Source organism: Flavobacterium esculini (assembly GCF_048284325.1).
In the GTDB taxonomy this organism is placed as follows: Bacteria; Bacteroidota; Bacteroidia; order Flavobacteriales; family Flavobacteriaceae; genus Flavobacterium.
The window spans coordinates 97,043-116,463 of the sequence record NZ_JBLVPI010000016.1; the positions used below are offsets into that span (position 1 = coordinate 97,043).

Below are 19,421 nucleotides of genomic sequence, written 5' to 3' on the forward strand. Positions count from 1 at the left end.
TTTATGTAATTTTTAATAATAAATTTGGATCTGGACAGTTTTCTAAATAATAATCCAAATCACTTTTACTGCAAACTCCCGGATAATCTCCAAAATTATCTCCTATGTTTTTTATAATTTGAAAATGTAAATGTGGAGAATAGTCTCCATTAATTACTGAATTGCCTAAAGTTGCTATTTGTTTCCCTTTTTTAACAACCTCCCCAATTTCAATTTCAGTAATACTTTCTAGCGAGAGATGGCCATATAAAGTATAAAAAATCTGATTTTCTATTTTGTGTTCTAAAATTAAGGTCGGACCATAATCTCCTAAGCCAGTATTGTAATTAAAACTATGAATAGTTCCATCAAGTGCTGCTAATACTGGAGTCCCAGATTTTACCCATAGATCTAATCCTATATGAATATTCCTCTCTTTTGCTGATGGATCATTAAAGACAGCACTTCTTTTGTATAAATTGCGTTCTTCATTATATCCTCCAAAGGCTACTTTTGCCTTGCTTGTTGTTAAATAATTCTCAATATATTTTTCGAAATCTATCGAATTGCTAACATCAAGTTTTAATAATTCAATATTGAGAGTGGATAAATCCAAAGGGATATAACTTTTATAATCAATGGAATAGTCAATCACTTTGACATTTTGTAGGCTTTTTAAAATGGTTTCCAAAGCGTTCATTTTCTATTGTTTTTTAATAAACATTAAAATAAATTAAAAAATGCCAACATAAAAAATTTACATTGGCATTATAACTTTTAATTAAGAGAATAATTGAATGTTACTTTTTAATCTCAATTTTGGCCTCTCCACCAGAAACATTTACACTAGTTTTAGTAGCTCCATCTTTAGTTGTAACATTTAGACCATCAGTACCAACTTTTATAGAGGTACTATCTTTTACTTCTCCAGAACCTTCCGAAGTTGAAGTTGTTGTTGGGTTTGATGTTTCCACTTGCGGAGCAATAGGATTATCATCTTTTTTCTTGCAGGAAACAATTGTTATCATTGAAAGTACTCCTAAAACCAATATTATTTTTTTCATATTATTTTTATTATAGTTATTGACTAATTAATTGATTACCAATTTAGTATTTTAATTGTTAAAAACAAACTATTAATTTGAATTCAAAAAAAATCCAAACCTAAAGATTGGGATTTCAATTTATAAATAATTAAGTTTTAATACAAACTTGGATATTTAACTGGATTTACTTCATTCATCATTCCATATACTTTTTCAAAAATATCTTCTGAAGATGGTTTAGAGAAATAGTCTCCATCCGTTCCATAAGCCGGTCGGTGCGCTTTTGCAGTTAATGTTTGCGGTTTGCTGTCTAAATAATTATAAGCATCTTGTTGTTCTATAATTTGTTGTAAAATATAGGCTGAAGCACCACCGGGAACATCTTCGTCTATTACTAAAAGACGATTTGTTTTGGCAATACTTTTTACAACATCTTGTTTGACATCAAAAGGCAATAATGATTGTAAATCTATAATCTCGCAATCAATACCTACTTCGAGTAATTCTTTGGCTGCTTGTTGTATTAATCTTAAAGTGGAACCATAAGAAACAAGTGTAATATCTGTGCCTTCTTTCAACGTTTCCACAACTCCAATTGGTGTTTTAAATTCGCCATAATTCAACGGCATTTTTTCTTTTAAACGGTATCCATTCAAGCATTCGATTACTAGAGCAGGCTCATCACATTCTAATAAGCTGTTATAAAAACCAGCTGCCTGTGTCATGTTTCTAGGAACCAAAACGTGAATTCCTCTTATCGCATTTATAATCATTCCCATAGGGGAACCAGAATGCCAGATTCCTTCCAATCGATGACCACGTGTTCTTATTATAAGTGGTGCTTTTTGCTTGCCTACGGTACGGTATCTCAATGTTGCTAAATCATCACTCATGATTTGGATAGCGTACAATAAATAATCCAAATATTGAATTTCGGCAATAGGGCGCAAACCTCTTAAAGCCATTCCAATACCTTGACCAATTATGGTTGCTTCACGAATCCCAACATCGGCAACGCGAAGTTCTCCATATTTTTCTTGCATCCCTTCTAAGCCTTGGTTTACATCACCAATGTTCCCGGCATCTTCACCAAAAATTAGTGTTTCAGGGTGTTTTGTAAAAATAGCATCAAAATTGTCACGCAAAATCATGCGTCCGTCTGTATCTTCTTTTGCATTTTCTGAATATTCAGGTAAAACCTTTTCTACTGAGAACACGTTCAAATCTGTTTCCGAAAATAAGTTGCTGCTAAATTTTTGTTGGGTTTTAGTAGTATATGAAGTGATCCAAAGAGACAATTCCTCTTTGCCCGTTTCGTTGATTATTAAACGCAGTACTTTTCGAGCAGTTACAAGAATTTCCTTTTTCAAAGGTGATTTTATACTGTTTAAATCAGTAATCAGTTTTAATATTCTTTCTTTATTGTTACTTTTTACGGCTATTTTTTGTAATAAAGAAACCAATTCTTTTTGCTCTTCAACTATAGGTTCAATGAAAGCGTTCCATGCCGCTTTTTTAGCTTCAAAAACATCTTTCTTCGCTTGTAAATCAATTGCTTCAATTTCTTCTGGAGAAGCAACATTGATAGCAATCATCCATAGTTTCATTTGACGGAGACAATCAAAATCTTTTTCCCACGCCAATCGATTCGAATCTTTATAGCGCTCATGAGATCCTGAACTGGAATGTCCTTGTGGCTGAGTCAATTCGTTGACATGAATTAAAACCGGTATGTGCTTTTCACGAGCAATAGAAGCCGCTTTTTCATAAGTAGCAACTAAGTCGGCATAATCCCAACCTTTTACTTTTAGTATTTCAAAGCCGTTGGTATTATTTTCTCGTTGGTATCCTTTTAAAATTTCAGAAATACTTTCTTTGGTTGTTTGATGTCTTGCATGAACAGAAATTCCATATTCATCATCCCAAACACTCATAACCATAGGTACTTGTAAAACCCCGGCAGCATTTATAGTCTCAAAGAATAATCCTTCAGAGGTACTTGCATTTCCTATTGTTCCCCAAGCGATTTCATTACCATCTACAGAAAAATTTGCGGCATTGGTAATTCCTGAAACTTGGCGGTATATTTTTGATGCTTGCGCTAATCCTAATAATCGAGGCATTTGTGCCGCGGTAGGAGAGATGTCAGCACTTGAATTTTTTTGTTTGGTTAAATCTTTCCAAGACCCATCTTCGTTCAAACTATGTGTAGCAAAATGCCCACCCATTTGTCTTCCTGCTGACATTGGTTCTTGTTCAATATCAGTATGTCCGTATAAACCCGCAAAAAACTGTTGTATGGTTAATTCCCCAATGGCCATCATAAAAGTTTGATCACGATAATAGCCGGAACGGAAATCTCCATTTTTGAAGGCTTTTGCCATAGCTAACTGTGGCACTTCTTTACCGTCGCCAAATATTCCAAATTTAGCCTTTCCAGTCAATACTTCTTTGCGTCCTAACAGGCTACATTCCCTGCTAATTGTGGCTATTTTATAGTCACCTAATACTTCAGTTTTGAAATCTTCAAATGTCAGGGTAGTATTGATTTTTTCTTTTATCATAATTGAAAGTATAACTTTGTGATGCAAATTTAATTAAAAACTAGCTATTTTCATAATTCCTTAAAAGAAATATAATTTAATTATTAGTAGTTAATTCGTATTTCGTAGATGTATTATTTTATTATGCGTACGTAAATAGTTGTTTTTTAGAGAATAATGCAATTGTTGTTGGTTTTTATCTTAGATTAGAACCATTTTCGATTAAAAAGATTGATTAATGTTTTTGGAGAGAATGTTACCACAAACCGTATTTTTTCGTTGTAGTTATTTTGGGCAATTTCCCATCCATTGTTGGAATAAATTGGAAAATACAATTCGAAATAGTCCGTTACCAGGTTCAGACGGATTCCACTATCATAAACGAATCTCGCATTTTGGGTTCTATTTTTAATAAGACCAATGTCTCCATATACTTCCATCCAATTCCAAATATTAAAACTTCCGTTTAAGGTCGTAATCCATTGATTGGCAAAAGGGATATTCAGTTTTGATTTAAAACCACCTTCGGCTAATATAAATTGTTGGCTATAAAAACCCTTACTTTCAGACCTGCCGTAATAGTTATAATCAAATAAATAATCAGTTGGGCGGTCTAAGGCAAAACTAAAAAAATCTGAAGCGGTTGTGTTGTATAAAAAGCTACCGGCATACAATCTTAAATTAATCTGAAGGTTGTTTTCAAATAATTTTCTGTATTCTATTTCACTCGCAATTTTACCAAATTTACCGGATAGTTGTATATCAGACATGAAACTAAAATGATTGGTAACCTCAGTTCTGGTATTAAAGTATTTAGCATCAAAAACCGAATAATTTTCAGTTGAATTATCAACAACTAAAGCACTTTTTTCTCTATTCACCAATACTTGACGAATCATTATAAGTTGTTTTCTATTGTCTCTAAAGTTTTCTTCCCGGATTCGTAATTGAACCATAGGATTTATTCTAAGATAAGCTGCATCCGGCGCATAATGAAAATAGGACCCAGATACAGAATACCTCATGTTATAAAGCGTGCTGTTTCTGTAATTTTGATTTACGGAAAAAGCTGCGGAACCAGAGAGATTATCTGTTTTTGTGGAATAAGCGGGATTGATATCAAATATAAAAGGCTTGTCTAAAATAGTTTTGTTATGAAGCCTTAATCCTGGACTCAGTCCATCATAATAATTGTAGGTTAGCGTTGGAACATAAAGGACTTGATTATAATACGGATCTTCTAAATCCTTCATAAAGACAAATTTTACAGGACGATTATTCGGAAAAAAACCTTCTAATTTTTTCCAGTTATTTCTTAAATTGTATTCCGGAACTTCATTATTGTAATTTAAAACGATTTTATCTGCATTTTTTCTTTCAATGGTAAAAGTGCTGTCTGTTTCATTGGCGTCAAGCCATTTTTTAAAAACTATTTCCCCTTTTTTTACTCCATAAACCGGAACAGGAACCGAGACATTGGTTTTGTTTTTTACTGAAAAAGTAATACTGTCTTTAGTTTTTGAGACGTCAATAAATTTATAATCAATGATTTCACGAGAACCAATTATGGTTTTAAAAAACCAGTTGATATCTTTATCAGTATTGAATTTTAGTATCCTTTCAAAATCAGTTCTTGAAACTTGTTTTTCCTTGTTTTCAACATAGAATTGACGAATGCCATTGTTTACTTCACCATGCTCAAGATAATCGTCCAGATATATAAAACTTAATCCGGCACGGTATTTACTGGCAATTTGTTCGTTGAATTTTATCAAACTATTTTTTGGATCTCCAAGTGTCTGGTCCAGGTTTTTTCTGGCCATCAGCATATAAAAATAGCTGTATTGCTCATTAAAACTTAAATTAGTTAAGTTATAGCTTTTTAATAATCGAAGTTTAGAAACACTGCCAAACATCTTTGCATCTGGATGATTTTCATCAATGTATTTCATCATGGCATACACTTGAATTCCATCATAAATCCAGTTGTCTTTTCGAGGATCTAAACGCAAACTAGTCTTTAAGTAGGAATTCAAATAGGTTTTTAAAAATTTAATCTCGAATATAAATTCATCCGAAAACGGACTTAAAAAAGAAGGCAATTGGTTTAATCCATAAAAAGGATTTCTCTCATAATCAGTTTGGGAAACTATTATTTTTTCATGTGGATATTTCCCAACAAGCTTATTTACATAATCCATCACACGATCTACAATAACTGCTTTTTGAATGGCACTTATTTTATTTTCTTTGAGATTAGTGAGTGCTTCGGTTGTATTGTTTTTAAAACTGATGAAGCTGGATTTTGGTTCTACAAAAAGGCTAAAATCAGTTCGGTTGTTTCCATACAATTTATAGTTAGAAAAATTTTCGGCTTTGTTTGGTAAACTACTATTTAAATCAGAAGTAACTTCTAAGCCTACGGGTATTTTCAAAGTAATATCAAAATTAGAAACCGCATTAGCAATATCATCTAAATTGTTGTTGCTATTTCGAATAAAATCATGGTTTTCATAACGGGCAGGAGTAAGGAACCAGTTTTTAAGATTCATTTCGGCCTTATCATTAAATCCGTATTTGGTGAATTTATCACTTGGAATTTTTGTAATATAAGTGAGATGTAAAGTAGTTTTTTGATTTGGAAGTAGTTTCTCCCTTAATTTAACTTCAATATAATCTGGATTTTTCTCTGTTTTTCCCCATGTAACGAATAATAGATTCGCATCAATAATGGTTAAATTATTTGTGCTTCCACGTTCTTCTTCTTTAGCCAAATGAAAACCTCTGTAAAATTCATCCGAAAATCGTTTGGCCAAAGGAGTGTTTTTATTAGAATACGCATTGTTCCAATCGTTCAAGACTATAGAAGTCAATGTGTCACTTGATTGGTTGAAAAAAGAGATTTCTTGCTGAATATTCAATGTTTTGTCCGCTGAATTCAACTCAACAATCATTTTGGAATGATGTTGCGCATATTGTTTTACTGAAATCAATAAAACAAGAGTATAAAAGGTAATTTTATAGAATGATTTCAACTTTTGGGGCTCAATTTATTAAAAAAATAAATATACTTAGTTATTGGATAAAAATGGAATAAAATCTGATAAAATATAAAAAAAGCTGTTGGTTAGACAGCTTTTCAATTAAAAATTTGGAGTTAAATCGTATTTTTTATAGAATTTATCTAAGACATCAACTACTTCATCTTCAGTGTCGACAATTTTAAATAAATTCATGTCTTCAGCACTTACCGTATGTTCTTTTTCTATTAAAACCGTTTTTATCCAGTCAATCAATCCTGCCCAAAAGGAAGTTCCAACTAATATTATTGGAAATTTTGCAATTTTTTTCGTCTGAATTAAAGTCATTGCTTCAAATAATTCATCCATAGTTCCAAAACCTCCTGGCATCACAACAAAACCTTGGGAATATTTTACAAACATCACTTTTCGAACAAAGAAATAATCGAAATTCAAGTTCTTATCCCCATCAATATATGGATTATAATGTTGTTCAAAGGGCAATACTATATTCAATCCCACCGAGGTTCCTCCCCCCAGATGTGCGCCTTTATTTCCCGCTTCCATAATTCCCGGACCACCGCCAGTAATGACGCCATAACCGGCTTTACTGATTTTGTAGGCAATTTTCTCGGCAAGCAAATAATATTTATCTTCCGGTTTTGTTCTTGCCGAGCCAAAAATAGTCACACACGGACCAATGCGTCCCATGCTTTCATAACCATTTACAAATTCGGCCATGATTTTAAAAATCGCCCAACTGTCATTGGTTCGTATTTCGTTCCAAGTCTTTCTTTTCAGTCTATCTTGGATTACTTTATCCTCGTCATTGTCAAAATCTTCTAATCTCATATGCTATATTTTAAATCTTATTTTTTGGAGCTATTTACTTCGTCAGTTCGCTTCGCTCGTGTCCTGCTGTCCGCTTTATCTTTTATGCCGAACACCGGCATAAAAGGATGCCGCTTCCATCAGGGCTAGGGCTCCCAAATACTAAAGTAACTCTTTTTTCAAAAACTGAGCCGTATAACTCTTCTTAATTTTTATAATTTCTTCCGGAGTTCCTTTGGCTACCATTATTCTGTCTTCTTTTCCCCTCTTTTGGAGGGGTGCCCGAAGGGCGGGGTGGTTTTATTGTCAAAATTTCAGAGATTAATTGCTTTATTTCCAAATTCTACAACAATATATTTCTCTAGCTCTATCATCACATTATTCAAATCATGTTTTACCCTTAAATCCGAAATTTTATAAACCTTTAATCCTAATGAAATGAGATAATCTTCTCTTTTTTGATCGTATTCCTCTTTGTTATCATGGCTTGAACCGTCAATTTCGATTACCAATCCTAAAGTTTTTACATAAAAATCTACAATATAATTACCTATAATTCTTTGTCTGTCAAAATCTATTTTCCAGAACATTCCTTTATGAACTTGCAACCAAAAAATGACTTCTGATAGCACACCTGCTTTACGCAATGCTCGGGATCTAGCTTTTAGTTTTATATTGTAGGGTAAGTTTTCAATAAAATTTCTATAAATAGGCTGTGTGTTTATATAAGCCGCTATTTCTCTATTGTTTTCCATACAATTAGCTTTTTATTCCACTTCTTTGGATGTGTTGTCATTTATGCTGAGGAATTTTTTGTTGAATTTACAGAAAAATGTCAATTGTAGCAAAAATGAAAGTAAATAAAAACCACCCCGCCCTTCGGGCACCCCTCCAGAGGAGGGGAATTTAAGCGAGCTCTTTTTTCAAAAACTGCGCTGTATAACTCTTCTTAATTTTTATAATTTCTTCAGGTGTTCCTTTGGCAATAAGTTGTCCGCCACCTTTTCCTCCTTCAGGACCAATATCTATAATGTAATCGGCCAGTTTAATTACGTCCATATTGTGCTCGATAATCAATATCGTATTCCCTTTATCAACCAGTTTATTGATTACTTCCATCAATACTCTGATGTCTTCAAAATGCAATCCCGTTGTCGGTTCATCCAAAATATAAAACGTGTTTCCGGTATCTTTTTTGGATAATTCACCTGCCAGTTTGATGCGTTGTGCTTCACCACCTGAAAGAGTGGTGCTTTGTTGACCCAGCGTAATATAACCCAAACCAACATCCTGAATGGTTTTTACTTTTCCATAAATCTTCGGGATCATTTCAAAAAACGGAACCGCTTCATCCACCGTCATATTCAACACATCCGAAATGGATTTTCCTTTAAATCGAATCTCCAATGTTTCTCTGTTAAAACGTTTCCCTTGACACGTTTCACATTCCACATAAACATCAGGCAGAAAGTTCATTTCAATCGTTCTCACACCAGAACCTTCGCAGGTTTCGCAACGTCCACCTTTCACATTAAAACTAAATCTTCCCGCTTTATATCCCCGAATCATACTTTCGGAAGTCATGGTAAACAGATTTCTGATTTCGGTAAAAACTTCGGTGTAGGTTGCTGGATTACTTCTTGGCGTTCTGCCAATCGGACTTTGGTCAATATCAATCACTTTATCGATATGTTCCAATCCTTCAATTTTTTTATAGGGCTGTGGTTTTTTGACGCCGTTGAAATAATACGCATTTAAAATAGGGTAAAGCGTCTCATTGATCAAAGTTGATTTTCCGCTTCCCGAAACTCCAGTCACGCAAATCATTTTGCCCAAAGGCAATTCTATAGAAACATTTTTCAGGTTGTTTCCTGTTGCTCCGGTCAGTTTTAGGAATTTTCCATTTCCCTCCCGACGTTTTGTCGGAACTTCAATTTTCATTTCGCCGTTCATATACATCGCTGTAATAGTGTGATGTTTCAGGATTTCAGCAGGTGTTCCTTTACTGATGATTTCACCACCATATTTTCCTGCTTTTGGTCCAATATCAATCACATAATCGGCACGTTCAATCATGTCTTTATCGTGTTCCACCACAATCACGGAGTTTCCAATATCCCGTAATTGTTCTAGAGAATGAATCAATTTGTCATTGTCTCTTTGGTGTAAACCAATACTTGGTTCATCCAGAATATACAAAACACCAACAAGTTGTGAACCAATTTGAGTGGCTAATCGAATGCGTTGTGCTTCACCTCCCGAAAGTGATTTGGAACTTCGGCTTAAAGCCAAATAATCCAAACCTACATTCATCAAAAAGTTCAATCGATCCTTAATCTCTTTAATTACTTCAGTGGCGATACGTTTTTGTTTATCAGATAAATGGCTGTCTAAATTATAAAACCAAGCGGTCAAATCCGAAATGTCCATATCACATAATTCAGTAATATTTTTTTCATTGATTTTAAAGAATAGCGCTTCTTTTTTCAAACGGGAACCTTCACAAACAGGACATTTTATTTCGTCCATGAATTCCTTTGCCCAACGTTTTATGGATGTTGAACCGCTTTCGTCATGCTGGTTTTTTATGAAATGTGAAATCCCTTCAAAATCAATTTTGTATTCTCGTGCAACGCCTAAATCTTTGGAGTTGATGGTGAATTTTTCTTTTCCGCCATTCAAAATCATTTCCATTGCTTCCTCCGGAATGGTTTCTACTGCATCTGTCAATTTGAAACTGTATTTTTCTCCTATGATTTCCAATTGCTTAAAAATCCAAGAGGATTTGTATTCTCCCAAAGGAGCAAAACCACCATTTTTTATAGACAATTTCGGATTTGGAATAATCTTTTTAGTATTGATTTCATTCACGGTTCCTAGACCGTTGCAATGATCACAAGCACCTTTTGGGGAATTGAAAGAAAATAAATTCGGTTCTGGATTTTGGTATGAAATTCCTGTTGTCGGACACATCAAATTTCTACTAAAAAACCGGACTTCATTAGAATCTTGATCTAAAACCATCAATACATTCTCCCCGTGATGCATCGCAGTGTTGATGCTTTCAGTCAAACGTTTTTCATTTTCCTGAGTATCATCAATCACCATTCGATCCACAACAATTTCTATATCATGTGTTTTATAACGGTCTAATTTCATTCCTAAAGTAATGTCCAGAATATCATCATTTACGCGAACTTTAAGGAAACCTTGCTTGGCAATTTGTTGGAAAAGCTCGGCATAATGTCCTTTTCGAGCGCGAATAACTGGCGCTAAAATATTAATGCGTTTTCCGGTAAAATCCTGAATAATCAAATCTTTGATTTGTTCATCATTATAACTTACCATTTTTTCGCCTGTATTGTAGCTGTATGCATCAGCACCACGAGCATACAACAAACGTAGGAAATCATAAATCTCTGTGATGGTTCCCACGGTGGAACGTGGACTTTTACTGGTTGTTTTTTGTTCAATGGCAATTACTGGTGAAAGTCCGTCAATTTTATCGACGTCGGGACGTTCTAATCCACCCAGAAATTGACGCGCATAAGCAGAAAAAGTTTCTACATAGCGGCGTTGCCCTTCGGCATAAATAGTATCGAAAGCTAACGAGGATTTTCCGGAACCCGAAAGCCCGGTAATTACGACCAGTTTTTCACGAGGAATGGAAACATCTATATTTTTAAGATTGTGAACGCGAGCGCCTTGAACTTCAATGGTATTGTCTTTGTCTAACATAATTTTTGCAAAAAAGCAAAGTTACCATTTTGATTTATTCTTTCGATAGAACACTTTAGAAGTTTATGTTAAAAGAAATATTATAATTTATTCTATCGTCATCGATTTTAGTTTGGCTCTATAGGCCTCAAGAGCGATAGATTTGGAAATAAAACCATAATATTTACCCTCTTTGATTACCGGTAGAAAAACAACTTTCGCTTTTTCAAATTTATTCATTACCGTTTCCATACTATCTTCTGGGGATATTATTTCTATAGGCGGAATCATAACTTCTTTTATCAAGGTATATTTTACGCGATATGGGTTAAAAATAATTTCTCTGATGGTATTAAAATGAACGATTCCTACTATTTTTCGGTCTTTATCAACGACAGCAAAAATAACTTGATTGGAATGTGAAATTAAATCCACTAATTTTTCTAGATTTTCATCAGGAGAAACTGTTAAATAATCCGTTTGAATAATAGCATTAGTATCTAATGTAGAGAGTACATTGGTGTCTTTATTACTGGTAAAAGCATGTCCTTTTTGGGCTAAATTTTTCACATCCATGGAATGTTTTTCAAATCGTTTAGAAATAGCAAAACTGATAGAAGCAACAATCATTAATGGAATCATCAAGTTGTATCCTCCTGTAATTTCAGCAATTAAGAATATCGCAGTCAAAGGAGCATGAAACAAACCACTTAAAATCCCGGCCATTCCAACCAAAGTAAAATTACTTACAGGTAATTTAGTAAGTCCTGTCAGATTTAAAAATTTAGAGAAAAAGAAACCAACATATGATCCTAAAAATAGGGAAGGAGCAAAATTTCCACCGTTTCCACCACTGCCTAAAGTAATTCCAGTTGCAAAAACTTTCAACATCATGGTCATGCCTACAAATACTAATAAAGCCCAACTATTGTCTCGGAAACCGCTAAACAATGTGTTTTCCAATAATTTTCCGGGATTATTTTCAGATAATGTTTTAATACTTTCATACCCTTCGCCAAACAGTGTCGGGAAAATAAAAATTAGAATTGCCAAAACAGAAGCACCAAAGAATGCTTTTTTATAAGGTGATAATTTAAGTCTTGCGAAAAAATGTTCTACTTTCTGAAAATTACGGGAATAATAAACCGAAATAAATCCGGTAAACAAACCTAAAAGAACATAGAAAATAATGTTATGATAATCAAAACTTTGTTGTTGTTTGAACGAAAGCAAAATCTCTTCATCTAATGCAATTACTGAAACTAAAGCACCTGTTGCAGCAGCAATCATAATTGGCGTAAATGCTGCAATACTAACATCAACCAACAGCACTTCGATAGCAAATAAAACTCCGGCAATTGGTGCATTAAAGGCAGCGGCAATTCCAGCGGCTACACCACAACCAATAAGTAGCGTTCGGTCTTTGTAGCTTAATTTATATTTTTGGGCATAATTCGAACCAAAAGCAGCACCGGTAATTACAATCGGGCTTTCTAAACCTGCAGAACCTCCTAACCCAACTGTCAAGGAACTTGTGACGATTTGAGCATACATTTGTTTTTTTGGAATAATACTCGCTTTTTTGGCTACAGCATATAAAATTTGCGAAGTTCCTTTTTGGATAGTTCCTCCCAAAACTCTTTTTACAACAAAAACAGTAAGCAAAATACCAATTATAGGCAAAATACTATTGATGAAACCCAATTTTAAAATTCCACTAACATAAGTAGCAAAATAAAATACCCAGTGCGCAAAAGTTTTTAAAACGATTACAGCAAAAGCGGCAGAAATACCAACCAAAATCGCTGATAAAAATATAAACTGTTTTGGCGTCAACATAGATTGCGCAAAAGCTATTATGGTTTCTAATTTCGAAATATATTTTTTGAACATGATAATTTTTAAAAGGGGTGCAAAACTACTATTATTTTAATTTCAACAAATATTTTTTAATGCTTCTTTTGTACTTAATGGTTTTAAATTATTGTTTAGAACAAAATTTTTCACTGTTTCGGGATTTGTTTTTGCATATTCCCGTAATGCCCAGCCAATTGCTTTTTGAATAAAAAATTCTTTTGAATGTGCTTGTTTAAGACATTCTGAAAATAAAAAATCAGCATTTGTTTTTTGTTTGTAATCCAATTGAAATAAAATAGCACTTCGATTCAACCACATATTCTCAGACTCTGAAAATAGTTCTATTACATTTTTAGTTTCTAATGGAAATTCCAATAAATATTCGCCCAAAATGTATTTCGAAATAGTATCCACACTATCCCACCAAGAATTGTTGACTAAAATTTTTTCAATCAGTAGAATATCATCTTTTATATAATTCCCTTTGAGTTCTTTTATCAAAATTTCAATCGCACAATAATGAAATTCCCGTTCTGGTTTTGAATATAAATCTAGTGCTATTACTCTTGCGTTTGCTGAAACCTCGTTTTTGTTTTCTTTCCAAATTTCCTTAAAAATACGTCTTCGTTCTTCCGTTTTTATTCCAAAAAAAGGAAAGTTATTCTTCATGTATTTTGCCATCGCAAAGGCATTTTCAGGATTTTTATTTGCTGTAAAATCGGTTTCTAAGGCAAGTATAAAGTTCATAAATTGCTAATTTTTTAAAATCCAACTGCTTTATCGTCTCCTCTAAAATCAGCACCACCTTCGAGTTTTTTATTTGGTAAAACCAAAATAGCATCCACTTTTCCTATTACGGGTGTTATTTTTTCATTGATAAGATATCCTTTTGATTTCAAGGTTTCAAAGGTTTTTGTATCGAATGTATTAGGTTCAAAAGTGATTAAATCCGGTAACCATTGGTGGTGAAAACGTGGTGCATTTACCGCTTCTTGCATACTCAAACGATACTCGTAAACATTTAATATCGTTTGCAATACCGATGTGATAATTGTAGAACCACCGGGAGAACCCACAACCATAAATAATTTTCCGTTTTTCTCAACAATTGTTGGCGTCATGGAACTCAACATTCTTTTTTGCGGTGCAATGCTATTGGCTTCATTTCCTACTAATCCAAACATATTCGGTTCACCTGGTTTGGCACTGAAATCATCCATTTCATTGTTGAGGAAAAAGCCCAATTCATCACAATAATATTTTGAACCATACCCGTCGTTTAATGTTGTAGTTGATGAAACCGCATTACCAAACTGATCCACAATTGAATAATGGGTAGTCTCCGTACTTTCATTATAATTTACTTTTCCTTCTTTTATATCCGATGATAAAGTGGCTTTTTCAAAACTAAAATTTGACATTCTTTGTTTCAAATAATCATCATCCATTAAGGCTTTCAAAGGGATTTTTACAAAATCTGGATCACCCAGATAATAACTTCTGTCTGCGTAAGCCCTTCTTTCGGCTTCTACAATAACTTGAATGGCTTCGGTTGAGTTATGTCCCATTTTAGCCAGGTCGAAAGGTGCAATCATTTTAAATATTTCAGCCAGACAAATTCCGCCACTGCTGGGTGGAGGCATAGAAATTACCTTTAAATCCTTGTAATCAAAAGTAAGTGGCGTTCTCCATTTGGCTTCGTATTTAGCCAAATCCTCCAAGGTGATTATCGCCCCCTTTTCCTGAAGATATTCCACTAATATTTGAGCTGTTTCTCCTTTGTAAAATTCATCTCTTCCGTTTTTTGAGATTCTTTTTAAAGTATTTGCTAACGCAGTATATTTGATAGTATCATTTTCTTTGAAAATATTAGAAAACAAAGAATTTGGACCATTTTTTTTCAATATTTCATTTTTGTAATCATTAAATCGAAGTTCTTGTTTTTTGGTAACAATGACACCTCTTTCTGCCAATGCAATTACAGGTTTTAATATTTCTTCTATTGGAAGTGAACCTAATTTTTTATGAACTGCAAAAACACCGGCAATCGTTCCAGGAACTCCAATAGCAAGTGCTGTAGTTGTACTTTTTCCTTTTATAACATTTCCTTTTTCGTCATGAAACATGTCTTTCGTGGCTGCTAATGGCGCTTTTTCGCGGTAATCCAATGAACCAATTTCGCCGTTTGCTTTTCGATACACCATAAAACCACCACCGCCAAGATTTCCTGCAAACGGGTAGGCTACCGCCAAAGCCAATTCGGTTGCAACCATAGCATCAAAAGCATTCCCTCCTTTTCTCATAATTTCAATACCTATTTTGGAAGCTTCTTCACGAGCCGAAACTACCATTGCTTTATTAGCAACAAGTCCAGTGGGTTGAACCATAACGTTTTGGGTTTTACAACCAATAGAAAAGATACTCAATAGAATAATAATTTTTTTCATTTAAATATTAAAATTTAAAAACCGACGGCTTTATTATCACCTCTTTTATCTGCACCGCCTTCCAATTTTCCATTTGGAAGAATTAAAACAGCATCTACTTCGCCAATGATTTCTTTATTTTTTTCATTGATTAGATATCCTTTTTTCTTCAAATTGGTTAATAATTCTTTATCGAATGAATTCGGTTCAAAAGTAATTTCATCTGGTAACCACTGATGATGAAAACGTGGAGCATTTACCGCTTCTTGCATACTCATATCAAATTCATACACATTCAATATCGTTTGTAAAACCGATGTGATAATGGTGGAACCTCCCGGCGTACCTACAACCATGAAAAGTTTGTTGTCTTTCTCTACAATCGTTGGCGTCATAGAACTCAACATTCTTTTCTGGGGAGCAATGCTGTTGGCTTCGCTTCCAGTCAATCCGTATAAGTTAGGAACTCCTGGTTTGGCACTGAAATCGTCCATTTGATTATTCAAAAAGAAACCCAATTCATCACAATATATTTTAGAACCATAATTATCATTTAAAGTGGTCGTTGCAGAAACAGCATTTCCTTTTGAATCTACAATAGAATAATGCGTAGTTTGGTTGCTTTCATATCCTTTGATTACTCCATGGGCAATATCCGAGGATTTTGAAGCTTTATCGAATGAAAAATCACTCATTCTTTTTTCTAAATAAGAAGGACTTAGTAATTCTTTTATAGGGAGTTTTACAAAATCTGGATCACCTAAAAAGTAATTCCTGTCGGCATAGGCTCTTCGTTCTGCTTCTGTAATTACTTGAATCGTTTTTACGCTGTTGTGTCCCATTTGTGAAATGTTGAAAGGCTCAATCATTTTCATGATTTGATTCAGACAAATTCCGCCACTGCTGGGAGGCGACATGGAAGTGATTTTTAAATTTTTATACTGAAAAGTAATTGGAGTTCTCCATTTGGCATTATAACTGTTTAAATCTTCTAATGTGGCATTTCCTCCTTTTTTAGCAAGAAAAGCAACTAATTTTTGAGCCGTTTCTCCTTTATAAAATTCGTCCCGACCGTTTATGGCAATTCGTTTTAATGTGGCTGCCAATGCTGGATATTTTATAGTATCATTTTCCTTGTATTCTTTCGAAAACAAACTATTCGGGCCATTACTTTTTAGGAAAGAAGCTCTATAATAGGCCAAGCTTTCAGCTTGAAATTTAGTGACAACAACACCTCTTTCAGCCAAGGCAATTACAGGTTTCAGAATTTCACTTATAGGTAAAGAGCCATATTTTTTGTGTACTTCAAATATTCCTGCTATGGTACCCGGAATTCCGGAAGCCAGGGCGGTTTCTCTACTTTTTCCTTCGATTACATTTCCTTTTTCGTCCAGAAACATATCTTTAGACGCTGCCAAAGGTGCTTTTTCTCTGTAATCGATTGCTCCAGTTTCGCCATTGGCTTTCCTGAAAACCATGAAACCTCCACCACCAATATTTCCTGCCTGTGGATGTGAAACCGCTAATGCCAGTTCCGTGGCAACCATTGCATCAAAAGCGTTTCCCCCTTTTTTCATGATTTCAATTCCAATTTGTGAAGCTTCTTCACGAGCTGAAACGACCATAGCTTTTGAAGTTACTAAACCAGTTGGTTCAACAGTTTTTTCATTCGATTTGCAACCTAAAACGGCAAAGGCAAGTAGAAAAAGTATTTTTTTCATAAAGTAATTATTTTAGTATTCGAAAATAGGATTAATTCTTGAAAGAAATTAGTAAACTCTTTTTCAAATTCTGGATAAAATAGAGAAAGTTCATTAGTGGCAAATCGCATTTTAGATTCGTTTTTGGTACGATGGTCCATTTGCGTCAAAATTCGATTAATTCCTTCAACGGTTTGATAACTTACTAACCAATTGTGTTCAATCATATAAGGCATTATTTCCTTGGTTCTTTCGGATAGAGTAGCAGTATTTTTTTGTAAAGATTGATAAAAGCGCGCTACATATTCTTCCAATTTTTCATCAGAATAAGTACTCCAGTTTTTAGCCAAAAAATGATCATAAAAAACATCAACAATTACACCCGCGTAATGATGGTATTTTTCATGTAACTTTTTAGTGCTACTTCTAAAAATGGGATGTGCATCGGTAAAAGTGTCAATGGCACGATGCAGAATGATTCCTTTTTGAATTTCTAAAGGATAACTTTCAAAATGTTTCCCCCGAATTCCATCGGCCATGAAATTGCCAATTTTTATTAAATCATTATCTCCGGAAAGGTATATGTGTGCTAGAAAATTCATTCGCCTAATTTAGGGATTTAAATGATGAATTTTGAATTCTAAATGACTTTTATAAACCGTCAATTATTATATTTGTGAGCAATTTAAAATTTATAATTCAAAAATTAAAATAATAATCAATGACTTTAATAAAATCAATATCGGGAATTCGTGGGACAATAGGAGGTAAAGTTGGTGATAATCTTACACCGGTTGATGCTGTTAAATTTGCTTCAGCATACGGAACTTGGTTGAAAAAATATATTGGAAAAGAAAAAATCACTGTTGTAGTAGGTCGTGACGCTCGTATTTCGGGACCAATGATTCACAATTTGGTGGTAAACACTTTAATTGGTTTAGGAATTGACGTGATTGACTTGGGTCTTTCTACAACACCAACTGTTGAAGTTGCCGTTCCGTTAGAAAAAGCCGAAGGTGGAATTATTCTTACGGCTTCGCACAATCCAAAACAATGGAATGCCTTGAAATTATTGAACGAAAAAGGAGAATTCCTGAATGGAGAAGAAGGACTTAAAATTCTTGAAATTGCTGAAGCCGAAGCTTTCGATTTCTCGGATGTGGATGATTTAGGCGTTATTATGATTAACGATGCTTATATGGATATACATATAGACGAAGTATTGAATTTGCCTTTGGTAGATGTTGATGCAGTGAAAGCAGCTAAATTTAAAGTGGTTGTGGATGGTGTAAATTCTTCGGGTGGAATTATAATTCCAAGATTGTTGGAATTAATGGGCGTTGAAGTAGTAGAACTATATTGTGAACCAAACGGACATTTTCCTCATAATCCAGAACCGTTAAAAGAACATTTGACTGATATTTCAGAATTGGTAGTAAATGAAAAAGCTGATTTAGGGATTGTTGTTGATCCTGATGTTGATCGTTTGGCTTTCATTTGCGAAGACGGTGAAATGTTTGGTGAAGAATATACTTTGGTGGCTTGCGCCGATTATGTATTGAGTAAAACACCGGGAAACACCGTTTCAAATATGTCTTCTTCTCGTGCCTTGCGTGATGTTACCAATTTACATAACGGAAGCTATGAAGCCAGTGCAGTAGGAGAGGTAAATGTAGTGGAATTAATGAAAAAGAATAATGCTGTGATAGGTGGTGAAGGAAACGGTGGAATCATTTATCCGGAATTGCATTATGGACGTGATAGTTTGGTAGGGGTGGCGCTGTTTTTGACGCATTTGGCCAACAAAAAAATGACAGTTTCTGCTTTGCGTGCTTCGTACCCTGAATATTATATGAGTAAAAACAAAATTGAATTGACGCCACAAATTGATGTGGATGCGATTCTAGTTGCCATGACGGAGAAATATAAAAATGAAGATATTACCACTATTGACGGTGTGAAAATTGATTTTGCTGAAAATTGGGTTCATCTTAGAAAATCGAATACAGAACCAATCATTCGCATTTATACTGAAGCTGCTTCTCAAGAAAAAGCAGATGCTTTGGCACTACGAATTATTGACGAAATAAAAGCAGTTGCCGCAATATAATTCATCAGTTTTATATAAAAACAAAACCCATTCAGCGGCGTATAATGCTTTTGAAAGGGTTTCTTTTTTTTAATATGTCTAGTCCTGAAATAGCGATACACAAAAAAGTATTCTATGGAATCCGCACAAGAAACACGGTATGTTAAGCGTACCCAAAAAGACTACACTATGTCTTTAAAGTTAGAAATCGTT

Annotated in this window: 13 protein-coding genes; 1 reads left to right on the top strand and 12 read right to left on the bottom strand. The window is 34.1% G+C overall.

Annotated elements, in window-relative coordinates; translation table 11 throughout:
* Position 1 precedes the first annotated feature (1 nt).
* From ACNQGG_RS14040 to ACNQGG_RS14095, 12 genes are all read right to left on the bottom strand, one after another.
* Positions 2-679, bottom strand: coding sequence for a peptidoglycan DD-metalloendopeptidase family protein (locus ACNQGG_RS14040; protein WP_417964985.1), 678 nt, complete (start codon positions 677-679; stop codon positions 2-4).
* 100 nt (positions 680-779) lie between these two features.
* Entirely contained in the window at positions 780-1,043 is a 264-nt protein-coding gene (locus ACNQGG_RS14045; protein ID WP_417964987.1) for a hypothetical protein, read from the bottom strand.
* A 137-nt stretch (positions 1,044-1,180) separates the two neighbouring features.
* The gene (locus ACNQGG_RS14050) at positions 1,181-3,589 is read right to left on the bottom strand and encodes an alpha-ketoacid dehydrogenase subunit alpha/beta (protein ID WP_417964989.1); all 2,409 of its coding nucleotides are present in this window, start codon (positions 3,587-3,589) and stop codon (positions 1,181-1,183) included.
* A 185-nt stretch (positions 3,590-3,774) separates the two neighbouring features.
* A complete protein-coding gene (locus ACNQGG_RS14055; RefSeq protein WP_417965011.1) occupies positions 3,775-6,522 on the bottom strand; it encodes a gluzincin family metallopeptidase in 2,748 nt (915 codons plus the stop codon).
* A 189-nt stretch (positions 6,523-6,711) separates the two neighbouring features.
* A complete protein-coding gene (locus ACNQGG_RS14060; protein ID WP_039107370.1) occupies positions 6,712-7,440 on the bottom strand; it encodes an LOG family protein in 729 nt (242 codons plus the stop codon).
* Positions 7,441-7,733: 293 nt separating this feature from the next.
* The gene (locus ACNQGG_RS14065) at positions 7,734-8,174 is read right to left on the bottom strand and encodes a DUF559 domain-containing protein (RefSeq protein WP_417964991.1); all 441 of its coding nucleotides are present in this window, start codon (positions 8,172-8,174) and stop codon (positions 7,734-7,736) included.
* Positions 8,175-8,325: 151 nt separating this feature from the next.
* Positions 8,326-11,157 (bottom strand): excinuclease ABC subunit UvrA, encoded by a 2,832-nt coding sequence (gene uvrA, locus ACNQGG_RS14070; protein WP_417964993.1) that lies wholly within the window; start codon positions 11,155-11,157, stop codon positions 8,326-8,328.
* 87 nt (positions 11,158-11,244) lie between these two features.
* Positions 11,245-13,029, bottom strand: a complete 1,785-nt coding sequence (locus ACNQGG_RS14075) for a chloride channel protein (RefSeq protein ID WP_417964995.1) — start codon at positions 13,027-13,029, stop codon at positions 11,245-11,247.
* Between the two features lie 42 nt (positions 13,030-13,071).
* The gene (locus tag ACNQGG_RS14080; protein ID WP_417964997.1) at positions 13,072-13,740 is read right to left on the bottom strand and encodes a DNA alkylation repair protein; all 669 of its coding nucleotides are present in this window, start codon (positions 13,738-13,740) and stop codon (positions 13,072-13,074) included.
* A gap of 14 nt (positions 13,741-13,754) precedes the next feature.
* Positions 13,755-15,440, bottom strand: a complete 1,686-nt coding sequence (ggt, locus tag ACNQGG_RS14085) for a gamma-glutamyltransferase (protein ID WP_417964999.1) — start codon at positions 15,438-15,440, stop codon at positions 13,755-13,757.
* Positions 15,441-15,454: 14 nt separating this feature from the next.
* Entirely contained in the window at positions 15,455-17,140 is a 1,686-nt protein-coding gene (ggt, locus tag ACNQGG_RS14090; RefSeq protein ID WP_417965001.1) for a gamma-glutamyltransferase, read from the bottom strand.
* A complete protein-coding gene (locus ACNQGG_RS14095; protein WP_417965003.1) occupies positions 17,137-17,721 on the bottom strand; it encodes an acyl carrier protein phosphodiesterase in 585 nt (194 codons plus the stop codon). Before ACNQGG_RS14095 ends, ggt (ACNQGG_RS14090) begins: the two co-directional genes overlap by 4 nt.
* 119 nt (positions 17,722-17,840) lie before the next feature.
* Here ACNQGG_RS14095 and glmM point away from each other — a divergent pair, with 119 nt between their 5' ends.
* A complete protein-coding gene (gene glmM, locus ACNQGG_RS14100) occupies positions 17,841-19,229 on the top strand; it encodes a phosphoglucosamine mutase (protein ID WP_417965005.1) in 1,389 nt (462 codons plus the stop codon).
* Positions 19,230-19,421: the final 192 nt, after the last annotated feature.